Origin of the sequence: Corynebacterium fournieri (assembly GCF_030408775.1) — a bacterium.
GTDB classification, from domain to species: domain Bacteria; phylum Actinomycetota; class Actinomycetes; order Mycobacteriales; family Mycobacteriaceae; genus Corynebacterium; species Corynebacterium fournieri.
The window spans coordinates 1,533,084-1,547,376 of record NZ_CP047210.1; the positions used below are offsets into that span (position 1 = coordinate 1,533,084).

The 14,293-nt window shown below is 64.6% G+C and carries 12 protein-coding genes; 4 read left to right on the forward strand and 8 right to left on the reverse strand.

Going from position 1 to position 14,293, the window contains the following annotated elements; translation table 11 throughout:
• Positions 1-1,050 carry a GTP pyrophosphokinase gene (locus CFOUR_RS07415; RefSeq protein WP_085958231.1) on the forward strand — a complete coding sequence of 350 codons (1,050 nt, stop codon included), beginning with the start codon at positions 1-3 and terminating at the stop codon, positions 1,048-1,050.
• On the opposite strand, the gene CFOUR_RS07420 is transcribed toward CFOUR_RS07415, so the two are convergent.
• Genes CFOUR_RS07420 through ilvA form a run of 4 tightly spaced genes read right to left on the reverse strand, consistent with a single transcriptional unit; the run spans position 1,051 to position 3,635 of the window.
• Positions 1,051-1,434 carry an RNA-binding S4 domain-containing protein gene (locus CFOUR_RS07420; RefSeq protein WP_085958232.1) on the reverse strand — a complete coding sequence of 128 codons (384 nt, stop codon included), beginning with the start codon at positions 1,432-1,434 and terminating at the stop codon, positions 1,051-1,053.
• Position 1,435: 1 nt separating this feature from the next.
• Positions 1,436-1,669, reverse strand: coding sequence for a hypothetical protein (locus tag CFOUR_RS07425; RefSeq protein ID WP_085958233.1), 234 nt, complete (start codon positions 1,667-1,669; stop codon positions 1,436-1,438).
• 19 nt (positions 1,670-1,688) lie between these two features.
• Positions 1,689-2,330, reverse strand: a complete 642-nt coding sequence (locus CFOUR_RS07430) for a YigZ family protein (protein WP_290179075.1) — start codon at positions 2,328-2,330, stop codon at positions 1,689-1,691.
• Between the two features lie 3 nt (positions 2,331-2,333).
• Positions 2,334-3,635 (reverse strand): threonine ammonia-lyase IlvA, encoded by a 1,302-nt coding sequence (gene ilvA / locus CFOUR_RS07435; protein ID WP_085958235.1) that lies wholly within the window; start codon positions 3,633-3,635, stop codon positions 2,334-2,336.
• 126 nt (positions 3,636-3,761) lie between these two features.
• Between ilvA and CFOUR_RS07440 the strand changes: the two genes are divergently transcribed.
• The 3 genes from CFOUR_RS07440 to CFOUR_RS07450 all read left to right on the forward strand — a co-directional run bounded on the left by CFOUR_RS07440 (position 3,762) and on the right by CFOUR_RS07450 (position 6,802).
• A complete protein-coding gene (locus CFOUR_RS07440; RefSeq protein WP_179154860.1) occupies positions 3,762-5,621 on the forward strand; it encodes a choice-of-anchor I family protein in 1,860 nt (619 codons plus the stop codon).
• A gap of 154 nt (positions 5,622-5,775) precedes the next feature.
• Positions 5,776-6,276, forward strand: coding sequence for a hypothetical protein (locus CFOUR_RS07445; protein WP_179154861.1), 501 nt, complete (start codon positions 5,776-5,778; stop codon positions 6,274-6,276).
• A 34-nt stretch (positions 6,277-6,310) separates the two neighbouring features.
• A complete protein-coding gene (locus tag CFOUR_RS07450; RefSeq protein ID WP_143339031.1) occupies positions 6,311-6,802 on the forward strand; it encodes a hypothetical protein in 492 nt (163 codons plus the stop codon).
• Positions 6,803-6,872: 70 nt separating this feature from the next.
• On the opposite strand, the gene dnaE is transcribed toward CFOUR_RS07450, so the two are convergent.
• The 4 genes from dnaE to CFOUR_RS07470 are packed head-to-tail and all read right to left on the reverse strand — an operon-like array spanning position 6,873 to position 14,243.
• A complete protein-coding gene (gene dnaE, locus CFOUR_RS07455) occupies positions 6,873-10,433 on the reverse strand; it encodes a DNA polymerase III subunit alpha (RefSeq protein ID WP_085958238.1) in 3,561 nt (1,186 codons plus the stop codon).
• Between the two features lie 57 nt (positions 10,434-10,490).
• Positions 10,491-11,759, reverse strand: a complete 1,269-nt coding sequence (locus tag CFOUR_RS07460) for an ABC transporter permease (RefSeq protein WP_085958239.1) — start codon at positions 11,757-11,759, stop codon at positions 10,491-10,493.
• Positions 11,760-12,470, reverse strand: a complete 711-nt coding sequence (locus CFOUR_RS07465; protein WP_085958240.1) for an ABC transporter ATP-binding protein — start codon at positions 12,468-12,470, stop codon at positions 11,760-11,762.
• Positions 12,471-12,497: 27 nt separating this feature from the next.
• On the reverse strand, positions 12,498-14,243 hold the full coding sequence (locus CFOUR_RS07470) for an efflux RND transporter periplasmic adaptor subunit (RefSeq protein WP_143339032.1): 1,746 nt from the start codon (positions 14,241-14,243) through the stop codon (positions 12,498-12,500).
• Positions 14,244-14,293 lie beyond the last annotated feature (50 nt).

A 14,293-nucleotide genomic window follows, 5' to 3' on the forward strand; every position in this document is an offset into this window, starting at 1 on the left:
ATGAGCACTGACAAGCACCCCGCCAAGGGCCGCAAGGCCCGCAACAAGGTGGTGGACGACACTATCGCGCGCCTCGGGTCGACCTACTTCGCCTGGGTGCGCGAGCACGAGGACGCCGCGACGACGTTCCGTCACGCCCTGCACGAACTCATGCGCGACGCCGGCGTGAACTTCGACCGTGTGGATGCGCGCGTGAAGTCGTGGACGTCGCTGAAGGAAAAGGCCCGCAAGGTCCGCGGTGACGGTGAGATGGTCTACCCCGACCCGTGGCACGACATCAAGGACATCGTCGGCGCGCGCGTCACCGTGCTGCACTCCACCGAAATCCCGGCCGTGCAGCGGCTTTTGGCGGACCAATTCGAGGTCCTGCGCAGCGTGGACAAAGCCGAAGAAACACGCGTGGCCGGCGGATTCGGCTACGGCTCGCACCACATGGTGGTTCGCGTGCAGGAGCAGTCCGAGGGGCTGGAGGAGTTTGTCGGGCAGGTCTTCGAGGTGCAAATCCGCACCGTCCTGCAGCACGCGTGGGCGGAGTTCGAGCACGACATCCGCTACAAGCGCGCCACCGAGAATCTTAACCCGCAGGTAGATCGCGCCTTTACCCTCGCCGCCGGCCTCATCGAGCTGGCGGACCAGCAGTTCGATCAGATTGCGGCGCTGGCGAACCCGGACGCCCCGGACGACAAGGTCAACACCGAGGTCGACGCCGAGATATCTCCGGAGACGCTGCCCGGCATCCTCACCGTCTTGTTGGGCAACCAGTTCCCGCTGTCGCGGGCGGGTGATTACCGCTTCTGCACGGAACTGCTGCGCGCCCACGGCATCGAGCACGTCTCGGACGTGGCGGAGCTGACCAATCCGGCGGACATCGAGGCGATTTCCAACTCGCTGTCCTACCCCTTCGTGCCGGGCCAGGTGCGCATCGTGGATGATTTGTTGCTCAACCGCTACGGCACCGAGCACATTGAGCGCACCTGGGATGCCGGAAACCGCCCGCAGGTGCGGCGCAAGCGTCTGACTAACCGCCTGGCGCAGCTGCGCGGCGAGTAGCTACTTGCGCCGGCCCAGAAGCCGGTCGGTTTGGCGCCGCTCCTTCTTGGTGGGCCTGCCTGTGCCGCGCTCGCGCACAGGCGGAGCGGCGAACAGTTCGCGCGGCGGGGGCGGCGGCGAGTGGTCGATGTAGCAGGAGCGCGCGATGGGCGCGCCGACGCGTTTGCTCACGGTCGCCGCCACTTCGAGGATGAATTCGCGGTGGTCCTTCCACACACGCACCGTCTCCCCCGGCACCACCTGCTGGGCGGGTTTCACCGCTTTGCCGTCGATTTTGACGTGGCCGGCGCGCACCGCCTCGGCGGCCAGGCTGCGGGTTTTGAAAATGCGCACGGCCCAAAGCCACACGTCGATGCGCACCGCCGCCGCGGTTGGCTGCGTCAATCTAGTACTGGTCCTTGTGGTTGACGATTTTCTGGACCTTGTTCCAGTTGGTGAACCCGCCGGCGACTGCCACCACGAGTCCGAGCACCAGGATGGTCCACGAGCTGAAGATCAAGCCGAAGGCGATGCCGCCGGCCACACCGCCGCCGGCCCAGAGGACGGCGTTTCTGGAGTACTGGCGCACGGCGGCTTTGCGCTGTGCGATCGGGTCGTTGGGGCGCGGCTGCATCGTCATGGGGCCTAAGTGTAGCGCCTTATTGGCTGCGTTCGACCCAGTGCTGGCCGGCCTCTTTCATCTCGGCCCCGCCGTGGGTGGCGGCGGCCAGCAATGCGTCGATGTGCTCGCGCTCCCCCGGCGCGAACGCGAGGGTGTAGGTGGCGGCGCGGCCGTAGGCGACATCGACCACGTCGACGCCGGCGGTGCGCAGCTCCGCTCCGATTCTCCCTGCCTCGGCGTGCGGGAAGTCCACCGTGCCCAGCTCACGCACTTCGCGGGTGACGCGTTCGACGTGCTCGAGTGTGAGCGAGACGGACTGTGTGTAGGCGCTGACCAGGCCACCGGTGCCCAGCTTGACGCCGCCGAAGTAGCGGATCACCACAGCGACGACGTCTTTGAGCCCGGAGCCTTTGAGCACTTCGAGCATGGGTTTGCCGGCGGTGCCGGAGGGCTCGCCGTCGTCGGAGGAGCGCTCGATGGGCTGTGCGCCGTCTTGGTGCACGATGAACGCGGAGCAGTGGTGGCGCGCGTCCGGGTACTGCTCGCGGGCTGCGTTGATCACCTCGCGGGCCTGCGCTTCTGTTTCTGCCCGCGCCACCCAGCAGATGAAGCGCGAGCGTTTGATCTCGATCTCGTGGGTGGCCAGGGTGTCGGCGGGGCGGGTGTACGACTGCTGCATGCGTTAGCCCGCCACGATGTAGTCGTATTCCGGCGTGCCCGGTTCCAGGCGGCGGCAGCCGATCGCGGAGGCGTCCATGCGCTCCAGCAGCGGCTGGAGGTCCTCGGCGTGGGCGAGCTCGAGCCCCACCAGCGCCGCGCCGGTTTCGCGGTTGTTCTTTTTCAGGTACTCGAACAGCACGATGTCGTCTTCTTCGCCCAAGATGTCGTTGAGGAAGTGACGCAGCTGCCCGGCTTCCTGCGGGAAGTTGACCAGGAAGTAGTGGCGCAGACCCCGGTGCACGAGCGAGCGTTCCATCACCTCGGCGTAGCGCAGCACGTCGTTGTTGCCGCCGGAGATGATGCACACTGCGGTCGAGCCGGGCTCCAGCTGCGCCAGCCCCAGCCCGGCGACAGACAGCGCGCCGGCAGGCTCGGCGATGATGCCTTCGTTTTGGTACAGCTCGAGCATCTCGGTGCACACCGCGCCCTCGTCGGCTGTGTACAGCGACGTCGCGTCGCGGTGGGCGTTGAAGATGCGCCACGGCACGTCGCCGATGCGCTTGACTGCGGCGCCGTCGACGAAGGGGTCGATCGTCTCCAGCGTCACGGGCTCGCCGGCGTTGCTTGCAGCGCTTAGCGACGCAGCACCTGACGGTTCCACCCCCACCACCTTTGTCGCCGGCGACATGTCCGCCAGGTAGGAAAGCACGCCGGAGATGAGCCCGCCGCCGCCCACGGGCACGAGCACGGTGTCCACTTCCTTGCCCATGCTGGCCAGCTGCGCCACGATCTCCGCGGCGACGGTGCCCTGGCCGGTGACGGTGTTGCGGGAATCGAACGGTTCGATCACGGTCGCGCCGCGCGCTTGCGCGTCCTCTCGGGCCGCCTGCGCGGCCTCGTCGAAGGTGTTGCCCGTAACCACGAGCTCGATCGCGTCGCCTCCGTGCACGCGGATGCGGTCGCGCTTCTGCTTCGGGGTGGGCTTGGGCACGAAGATTTTGCCCTTCATGCCCATTGCGCGGCACGCGTAGGCCACGCCCTGGGCGTGGTTGCCCGCAGACGCCGCGCCCACGCCGGCGGCGCGTTCCTCGGGCCCCAGCTGCGTGATGGCGAAGTACGCGCCGCGGATCTTGTAGGAGCGCACGTCCTGCAGGTCCTCTCGCTTGAGGTAGACCTCCACGCCGTACTTTTCCGACAATCGCGGGCAGTACTGCAGCGGCGTCGGAGAAATCACCGAGGAGATCCGGCCCTGCGCGAAACGAATGTCCGCGGCGTGGACAGCATCGAAGGCGTCGTCGGAATCTTCTGGGGTGGCTGTGCGCATGGTTAGCGAGTCTACAGTCGGCCCGTTCGTTCACTCCCCCTTCACCTCACCGTAACTTCGCGCCCATGTTCAGGCTGTACACATTCACACGTAGCTAATCTCCCAGCCTCCATGAAAGGTTTATCCATGTCTGGATCGCGCATCCGCCGCACCGGCCTCGCCGCCGCCTGCGCTGCCGCACTCGCACTCGGTGCGGCCTCCCCCGTTGGGGCAACCGTCGTTGCTGAGCCGGTGAAAGACCTCGCCGACGGCGCCACAGCCGACATCTCCGTGCTCGGCTCCTACGACGCCGGCGCGTTTGAGCAGTCCGCCGCAGAAATTGTGGCGTTCCACCCGGCTTCCAAGCACATCCTCACCGTCAACGCGCTCAGCGGCAAGATTGACGTGCTGGACGCCACCGACCTGAGCGCACCGAAGAAGCTCGGCGAGGTCTCCGGCGGCGAGAACACCACCATCAACTCCGTTGCGGTGCGTGACGACGGCCTCGCGGTCGCCACCGTCGAGCCGGAAAACAAGACCGACGACGGCGAGCTGATCTTCTTCGACGCCGCCAACCCGAGCACGGTGCTTGGCCGGGTCGGCGTGGGTGCCCTGCCGGACATGGTGACCATTTCCCCGGATGGTCAGTACGCCCTGGTGGCGAACGAGGGTGAGCCAGCCGAGGACTACTCCTACGACCCGGAGGGTAGCGTAGCCGTCGTCAAGCTGCCTGCCGCTGTGGGCGCCGCAAAGCAGTCCGATGTGCGCATCGCGGACTTCCGCGCATTCGAGGGCACGTTGGCTGCGAAGGGCGTGCACATTTTCGGCCAGGTGGGCGATTCCACCACCGAGGCGCAGAACCTAGAGCCGGAATACATCGCGGTCGAAGGCGGCAAGGCGTACGTGACGCTGCAGGAGAACAACGCCGTGGCCGTGGTGGACATCGCCACCGCCACCGTCGAGGACGTCTGGCCGCTGGGCTACACGGACCGCCGCGAAGTGCCCATGGACTTTTCCGACAAGGACGAAAAGATCGACGTCCGCACCGCGCCGGTCAAGGGCATCCTGCAGCCGGACTCCATCGCCGCCTACGAGGTGGACGGCACCACCTACCTGGTACTGGCAAACGAGGGCGACGGCCGCGACTGGGAGGGCTACTCCGAAGAAGAGCGCGTAAAGAAGCTCGGCAAGAAGGACGTCCCGCCAATCTGCGAGGGCTACGCAGGCATGACCGCCGCCGAGATCGAGGACTTCCAAGAGGACGAAAACGCGGGCCGGTTGAAGATCACCACAGCGTTTGGCCTGAACGAGGAGAAAAACTGCTTCGAAGACCTCTACACGTTCGGCGGCCGCAGCTTCTCCATCTTCACCGCAGACGGCACACGCGTGTTTGATTCCGGCGCCGAGTTCGAACAGATCACGGCCAAACTTCTTCCGGAGCATTTCAACACCAACCACACGGAAAACGAGCTCGAGTCCCGCTCCGACGACAAGGGCCCGGAGCCGGAGGGCGTCACAATCGGAGAGATCGGCGGCCGCACCTACGCGTTCATCGGCTTCGAGCGCCTCGGCGGGGTGATCGTCTACGACATCACGGACCCCGCCAAGGCGACCTACCAGGCATACATCAACAACCGCGACTTCACCGTGAACATGGAAGAACTCACGGAGCAGGGCGACGACGCCGTGAAAGCCGGCCTGGATAAAGTCGGCGACCTCGGCGCAGAGGGCCTGACGTTCGTGCCCGCCGCAGACTCTCCCAACGGCGAGAACCTTCTGCTTGTGGGCAACGAAGTCTCCGGCACCACCACCGTGTTCCAGGTTGATTCCCTGATCGAGCAGGATCGCCCCACAGCGCCTGCCCCCTCCGATTCTGCAGAGGACAACTCTGCGACAAGCAGCCTGTCCAGGGGCGGCGTGATTGCGCTCGCGCTATCCGCAGTAGCCCTGGTAATCGGTGCTTTGGGCCTGGTAGGCAACGCTATGGCGGCAGTTCTGCCAAGGTAGACGGCGAACGGCGGCCAACGGTTGTTCATGAAACAAAGGCCGCTACTTCACTACATATTTAACGGTAAACCTGCTAGGTTCTTCCAGGTGTCATGTCGGGCACAGCGCCCGTAACGACAGTTTTGGATCTTCTACGAGGAGAATAAGAGATCATATGAAGCGTATTTCCACCGCAGCCGTCGCTGCCGCGACCGCTCTGTCCCTGACCACCGTTCCGGCAATGGCTCAGGAGACCACCACCGCCACGACGACCGAGTCGACCACCACGACCGCTCCGTCTGCTCCGGCGACCGCGACGACCTCCCCGAAGGCTCCGGAGACCGAGTCGACCACCACGACCGCTCCGGCAACCACTACCCCGGTCGCTCCGGAGACTGATACGACCGCTCCGGCGACCACCACCACTCCCGCTCCGACGACCACCACCCCGGAGAAGCCGAACAACGCTAACAAGCAGTCCGGTTCCTCCCAGGGCACCATCGTCGGCCTCTTCGCCGGTACCCTGGGCGCGGTGCTGACCACCACCTTGATCGTGTTCTCCGACCCGCGTGGCGCGAACAAGATCATCGACATGGTCAACAGCCAGTTCGGCCTGGGCATCCCGCACCTGCACACCCCGAAGATCGAGCTGCCCAACTTCCAGCTCCCCTTCTAACCCACACGCTCACTCGTCTGAGGAAGGTCAATCAATGAAGTCCCGTTTCGTAGCCGTGTCCTTCGCGGCCACCGCAATCGCCGCAGGCTCCCTCGCGGGCGCCGCAGCCGCCGCCGAATCTGAAGCTTCGACGACGACCCAGTCCAGCAGCGCAGAGCCGTCCACGACGGCCACCAAGCCGTCCGTGGTTACGCCGTCGAACACGACCGCTCCTTCGACTACCACGAAGACGACTGAATCGACCCCGGCGACCACCACGCCGAAGGCGTCCGAGACGACCGCCCCGACCACCACGAAGGAGAAGAAGCCGACTGGCACGATGGTGACCATCACCACTACGCCGTCGAACACCGCTCCGGAGTGGCTGCAGCCGTCCTCTTACGAGGATCAGGCGCTGGAGGTCATCTCTAAGATCTCCGTGTGGGTTGGTGCCCTCAGTGCAGCCATCAGCGCCCTGATGGTGCTTGCAGGCGCTATCCCGGGCCTGAAGGATAACTTCAAGCAGATGACTGGTGCATTCAAGTAGTAGAACGCACCACGAAAAGGTTGTAAAAACCCGCCCGGCACACACCGGGCGGGTTTTCCTTATCCCCCACTTACCCCAGGATGCCAGCCCCCAGGGTCGCCTTCAGGTCGCCCATGAGGCTCGCGGATCGCTTCACTCGTAGGTGGTCGCCCAAAATCATCAGCTGGCTGTGCTCGCCGTTGACCAGGTTCAGATAGACGTCTGAGTCGCCTGGGTTGTTTACCAGCACCCCCTTAAGCTTGGCGATGTTGTCCGCCGTGCACTGGTCAGTGCGCATGGTCAGGCGCAGCGGCAAGCCTGCCCCGTTGCCAGGGCCAAGCTCAGGGATTTTCACGTCGTCGCCGAACAGGCTCATCCGTTCGTCGCGGATGGACACGTGCGCCTTGACCAAAATGATGTTGTCCTCCACGATCTGCGGAGCAACAAGCGCGTAAACCTTGTTAAACAGCAGCACATCTACCTGCGCGCCGTGGTGGTCCTCAATCGTGACAATCGCCCACGGGGAGCCGTCCTTCTTGGAAAAACGTCGGTCCACCGACGAGATCAAACCACCGATGGTGACTTCGGCGCCGTTGCGCAGCTCACCGGAGAGGATCGTGGTCAGCTGCGTGTCCGTCTGCGCGTCGATGGCCTCTTCAAAGCCGTCGAGCGGGTGGCCCGAGACGTAGAGGCCGAGCATTTCGCGCTCGAGGGCGAGTTTGTGTTTGCGGTCCCACTCATCATCCGGAACCTCGATAGTGAACGCGGAATTGTCCGCGCCGTCCTCCCCGCCGAATCCGGCGAAGAGGTCGAACTGACCTTTGTCCGCCGCCTTTTTCGTGGCAAGCACCGAGTCCACCGCGTCTTCCTGGATGAGCATGAGGCCCTTGCGCGGGTGCTCCAACGAGTCGAAGGCACCTGCCTTGATCAGCGATTCGGTGATGCGCTTGTTGCAGGCTGCGAGCTCAATTTTGTCCAGGTAGTCGGAGAAGCTAGTAAAGCTGCCCTTTTCCTTCCTGGTCTTCTTGATGGACTCCACCACTTCGACGCCGACATTGCGTACCGCGGCGAGGCCGTAGCGGATGTCCTCGCCGACTGCCATGAAGTTTTCTTCAGACTCGTTGATGTCCGGCTGCAGCACGCTGATGCCCAGGTGGCGGCAGTCGGAGAGGTAGATGGCGGACTTGTCCTTCTTGTCGCCCACAGACGTCAACAGCGCAGCCATGTACTCCGCGGTGTAGTTCGCCTTCATGTACGCCGTCCAGTAGGACACCAACGCGTAGCCCGCTGCGTGGGATTTGTTGAAGGCGTAGGACGCGAACGGCTCGATGGTGCCCCACAGCGCGTCCACGGCTTCCTTGGAGTAGCCGTTGTCGAACATTCCGGCGGAGAACGTCTCGTATTGCTTCGCCAGCACCTCCGGCTTCTTTTTACCCATGGCCTTGCGGAAGCCGTCTGCTTGGCCAGCCGTGTAATTCGCCACCTTCTGCGAGATGTTCATGATCTGCTCTTGGTAGACGATCAGGCCGTAGGTCTCGTCCAGAATCTCCTTGAGCGGTTCTTCCAGCTCCGGGTGGATCGGCGTGATCGGTTTGCGCCCGTTCTTGCGGTCCGCGTAATCCCAGTGGGCGTTGACGCCCATCGGACCCGGGCGGTACAGCGCGAGCGAGGCGACAATATCGTTGAAGCCGGTCGGCTTCATGCGCTTGAGCAGCTCCTGCATGCCGCCGGAGTCCAGCTGGAACACGCCCAGGGTGTCGCCGCGGGACAGCAGCTCGTAGACCGCCGGGTCGTCGGTGTCCAGCGCCTCCAAGTCGATGGTCTCGTCACGGTTCTTCTTCACGTTTTCCAGCGCGTCGCCCAGCACGGTGAGGTTGCGCAGACCAAGGAAGTCCATCTTCAACAGGCCGATGGCCTCGCACGCCGGGTAGTCCCATCCGGTGATGATCGCCCCGTCGGCCGGGCGCTTCCACATCGGGATGTGCTCCATCAGCGGCACCGACGCCATAATCACGGCACACGCGTGCACGCCTGCCTGCCTGACGACGCCTTCCAGTCCCCTCGCCGTCTCGTAGATCTTGGCGACGTCCGGGTCCGTCTCAATCAGGGAGCGCACCTCCGCGGCCTCCGCGTAGCGCTCGTGTTCCGGGTCGGTGATGCCTGACAGCGGGATGTCCTTCGCCATAATCGCCGGCGGCAGCGCACCGTTGATCCGGTCCGCCATCTGGAAGCCGGGCTGGCCGAAGTTCACCTTCGCCGAGTCCTTGATCGCCTGTTTCGTCTTCACGGTGCCGAAGGTGATCACCTGGGCAATCTTGTCCTCGCCCCAGCGCTCAGCGGCGTAGGTGATCATCTCGCCGCGGCGGCGGTCGTCGAAGTCGATATCGATATCGGGCGCGGACGGGCGCTCCGGGTTCAGGAATCGCTCGAAGAGGAGGCCGTGCTCCATTGGGTCGATGTTGGTGATGGTCAGCGCGTACGCGACCAAAGCACCCGCCGCAGAGCCACGTCCCGGCCCCACTCGGATGCCCACTTCGCGCGCGTGCTTGATCAGCTCCGCGACGATGAGGAAGTAGGACGGGTAGCCCTTCATGTCGATGACGTCGATCTCGTAGCTCGCGCGAGTGAGGTACTCCTCCGGAACGTCTCCCCCGTCGAAGCGGTCCTTCAAGCCCCGCAGCACTTCCTCGCGCAGCCACGTCGTCGGTGTGTGCCCCTCGGGCACATCCGCAATCGGCATGCGGTCGTGCGGGTGCTCCTCCCACAACTCGCCGTAGTCGCCCACGCGCTCCGCGATCCACAGGGTGTTGTCGCAGCCGTCCGGCACCATGGAATCCCACAGCTCCCGCATCTGCTCGGCAGATTTGATGTAGTAGCCGGTGCCGCCGAACTTGAACCGGTCCGGGTCGAGCAGCGTCTTGCCCGTCTGCACGCAAAGCATCGCCTCGTGCGCGGGTGCCTGGGACTCGAGCACGTAGTGGCAGTCGTTGGTCACCAGCGGCGGCAGATCGAGCGTCTTGCCGATGCGCAGCAGGTCATCGCGGACGCGCTTCTCGATGTGCAGGCCGTGGTCCATCAGCTCCAGGAAGTAGTTGTCCTTGCCGTAGATGTCCTGCCACATCGCCGCCGCCTCCAGGGCCGCGTCGTACTGACCCAGGCGCAGGCGCGTCTGCACATCCCCCGAGGGGCAGCCGGTGGTGGCGATGATGCCGTCGGCGTGTTCGGCGATGAGCTCCGCATCCATGCGCGGCCACTTGCCCAGCTGGCCTTCGTAGGACGCGAGCGAGGACAGCTTGAACAGGTTGCGCAGGCCGGTGGCGTTTTCCGCCAACATCGTCTGGTGCAGGTACGCGCCGGAGGCCGACACGTCGTCAGATTTTTGGTCTGGGGTGCCCCACTGCACACGCTTTTTGTTGAAACGGGACTCTGGCGCCATGTACGCCTCAATACCGATGATCGGCTTCACCCCGGCATCGACCATGCGCCGGTAAAACGCGTTCGAGCCGAACATGTTGCCGTGGTCGGTCATGCCCACCGCTGGCATGCCCTGGCGGACGACCTCCTCCGCGAGCAGATCCACCTTCGCCATGCCGTCCAACATGGAGAATTCGGTGTGGTTATGCAGGTGCACGAAGGAGGAATTTTTGGCCATGCGGCTCATCTTAGACGGCCGGCCGACAGGCGCGAACCCCCTCGAAAGTCCGTTCTGCTACTCGTACCGGAGGGCGTCGATAGGCTGCATCTTCGCCGCCTTCGAGGCGGGGTACGCGCCGAAGAACACACCCGTTGCCAGCGAGAACAACAGCGCGAAAATCACGGCACTGATGGGTGGCCAGGTCAAGTCCAGCACAGCGGAGCTGGCGATCATGCCGATGGCGCCACCGAGGATCACGCCGATGATGCCGCCGATGAGACACACGAGCATCGCCTCGACGATGAACTGCACACGGATGTCGTTTTGCGTCGCACCGAGCGCCTTGCGCACGCCGATTTCGCGGGTGCGCTCGGTGACGGTGATGAGCATGATATTCATCACGCCGATACCGCCCACGAGCAACGAGATACCGCCGATTGCCGACAGCACAGTCGACAGCGTGCGGAAGATGGTGGTCAGCCCCTCAAGGCTCGCGGAGATGTCAAAAACCTCAGCCTCGTAGTTCTCGTTGCTGGCGTACTTGCGGTCCAGGTAGGACTGCAGGTCGGCGCGGAAGACCTCCGGATCTTCATTGGCCGCGGAGCGGACGCTAAACGACGAAGTCCAGTTCGCGTCCAGCCCCACCCGGTCCGCCGCCGTGGCGGGAATAAAGATCTCGGCGGCAGCGGACGGGCCGAACGCCGGGTCTTTGTCCGCCCGTTCCAGCACACCGACGATGGTGAACACGCTGGTGTTGTTGTCGACATTGACGTCGAAGCGGGAGCCGAGGGCAGCGGCGGAATCGCCGTCGAAAAGCGCCTCCACGAGCTCCGGGGAAACCACCGCAACAGGGCGGCGGCCGTCAATCATGTCCTGCGTGATACCGCGGCCGTACTGCACTTTCAGGCTACGCATATCGAGCGAGCCGCTGAGAGCGGGGTTGATGCCCACGGACAGGGAGTTGTCGCCAGTGCTGCCCTCGCCTTGACCAGAGATGTCGATGTCGACACCTTGGAGCCGGTCGCCGAAAGAGGCACTCAGATCGTCGAGGTCGTCCAAGCTCATGCCGTCTCGTTCTTCCGTCGGCCCGGCCATGCCGAAGCCCGCAAACGGGTCGTCGCCGCCCTCGCCCTCCTCGGCGCGCTCGTGCACCATCACCGGGTAGGTGGTGGTGCCGGCATCTTGCAGGCCGCCCATGACGTCGTTTTCCAGCGCGCGGCCGAGCGTCATGATGATGATCACGGCCATGATGCCGATGATGATGCCCAACAAGGTCAGCAGCGAACGCAGCTTGTTCGTGTTCAGGCTGGATAAGGCCAACCGCATGGATTCCCGGATGTTCATCTAGCTCGCTCCTCCCGGTTCACGCACGCCCGCGATGCGGCCGTCCATCATCTCCACCACACGCCCGGTCTCTTCGGCGAGTTCCGGGTTGTGGGTAATAAACACGATGGCCTTACCCAGGTCCTGGTTGAGCTCGTGGAACAAATCCATCACCATGCGGCCGGTCTTGGAATCCAACGCGCCGGTCGGCTCGTCCGCGAGCAGGAGATCCGGGTCGTTGGCCAGGCTGCGCGCGATAGCCACGCGCTGCTTCTGACCGCCGGAGAGCTCGTTGGGGTTGTGGTGGAGACGATCGCCCATCCCCATCCGGTCCAGCAGTTCGGCGGCTCGCTCGTCGCGCTCCTTGCGCTCCACGCCCGCGTACATCATGGGCATCGCCACGTTCTGCAGCGCATCCATGCGACCGATCAGGTTGAAGTTCTGGAAGATGAAGCCGATGTTCTTGCTGCGGTAGGAGGCGAGTTCTTTGTCTTCTTTGGCGTAGACCGGCTCGCCGTTGAAGGCGTAGGCCCCTTCGGTCGGCCGGTCCAGCATGCCAATCAGATTCATCAGCGTGGACTTGCCGCAGCCGGACGGGCCGACGATGGAGACAAACTCTCCCTGGTCGGCGTAAAAATCCACGCCGTGCAGAACCGTCAGCTCGCTGGGCTCGCCGACGTTGTAGGTTTTCACTACGTTTCGCATGTCAATGAGCAGGCCGGATTCGGCCATGCCACCATGTTTCGGAGCCTGAGTCATCTACTGCCCCTCGGCCGCACGACGCGTGCTGGTGGTCGTCACCGTGGCCGTGGTGCGTTCCTTGTGTTCTTTCGCCTGGCGGACCTTTTCCGCGTCGAAGTTCGGGTCGGAAATCTCCACTGTTTCGCCGATGCGGTCCTTGTACTCGTCCGGCCAGTTGATCACGATGTCGCCCGGCTTGAGGTCGCCGCCGGTGACGGCGACGTCCACGTCGTTGGTGGCGCCCGTTTTCACGGAACGCTCCTCCACGCTGCCTGACGTTGCGTCATCGCCGTCTGTGGCCATCACGAGAACCTTCTTGTCGTTGTCCTCGCCGTAGACGGCATCCAGCGGCACGTTGAGCGCGTCCTTGGCCTCGGCGGTGATGATTTCCGCGCGGGCGCTGCCGCCCAGCAGCAGCCCCTCCTTGTCGCCGGTGATTTCAATTTCCACCGGGAAGGTGACCTCGTTGGATTTGTTGCCCTGCTGCGGCATGGCCATGCCCTGCGGTCCCTGGTTCTGCCCGCTCGCCACGGAGTCCGAGGCGGGCGCGATACGGGACACCTTGCCGTTGAACGTCTTCTTGCCCGTTGCGGTCGAGGTGAAACTCACACGGTCGCCCTCTTTGATGTTGGGGATGTCGGCCTCGCGGACCTCGGTGCGGATGACCAAACGCGAATCATCCGCGATGGTGAGCAGCTTGCCCTGCGGGATATCACCTTCGCGCACATCAACGCTGGTGATCAGGCCCGCGATCGGGGCGTAGACGGTGGACTCCCGCACCTGGTACTCCAGGGTGCCGTCGCCGTCGCCGAGCTGGGCGGTCTCAGCCTGTCGCGAGGCCGAGTCGAGCTGCGCCTGCAGTTGGTCGCGTTCCTGCGCCGCCTGCGCCTGTGCCGCTGCCAGGTTCGCCTTCGCGTCCTGCAGTGCCGCGTAGGCCTCGTCCTTGCTCATGTTCGCGCCCACCGGGGCGCCGCCACCGCCTTCTCCAGTCAGCTGCGCCAGCTGGTCCGGGGTGAGCTGGCCGTCTTGACCCGGCTGACCCGGCTGCCCCGGCTGGCCAAGCTGGCCGGGCACTGCATTGGCATCCTGCCCGGGCACGGGAGCAACCCCTGGTGCCGGTGCCGCCGGAGCTTCCGGAGCCGCCGGCGGTGCGGTGCGGATGCCGAGGTTGGAGGAGATGTTGCCGGCAGCGTGCTCCACCGCCGCCAGACCCCGGCCCACGATGCGGGCGCCGCCGCTGCCGGCGACCGCTGCGTCGTAAGCGGCCTGAGCCTGATCCACCTGGGCCTGCGCTGCGCGGATGCCCTGGTTGGTGCCGTTGTTGATGCCTTCCTGGTGGGCGTTGAGCGCGGCACGTGCCTGGTCCACCTGCGCCTGCGCATCCGCCTGAGCGTTGGCCTGCTGCTTTTGCTGGACTTCAAGCTGGCGCTCGAGCTGCTCGGAGTTCATGGAGGCGAGGAACTGCTGCGGCTGAACGCGATCGCCAGCCTTGACGGCTACCTTTTCCACCTCAGACTGCACCGGGGTGGAGATGTTCACGGAGCGGATCGGCTCAATCGTGCCGTTGACCACCACGCTGTCGGTGACTCCCTCGTTGGTGGCCACGGTGTAGTCACCGGGGTTGAGTCCGGCGCCTTCGGCCCCCTCGTCGCCGCCTCCGCCGAATCCACAGGCGCCGAGGAAGAGCGCGGAGGAAGTCACCACCGCCAGCCCTGCGCGAGTAAGACGTGCGTGTCCGGTTGAGCTGTCGGTGTGGGAAATCAAGTGCTCTCCTCGCTTAACTTTGTTTAAGACGGGCCTGCGTACAACTCCGC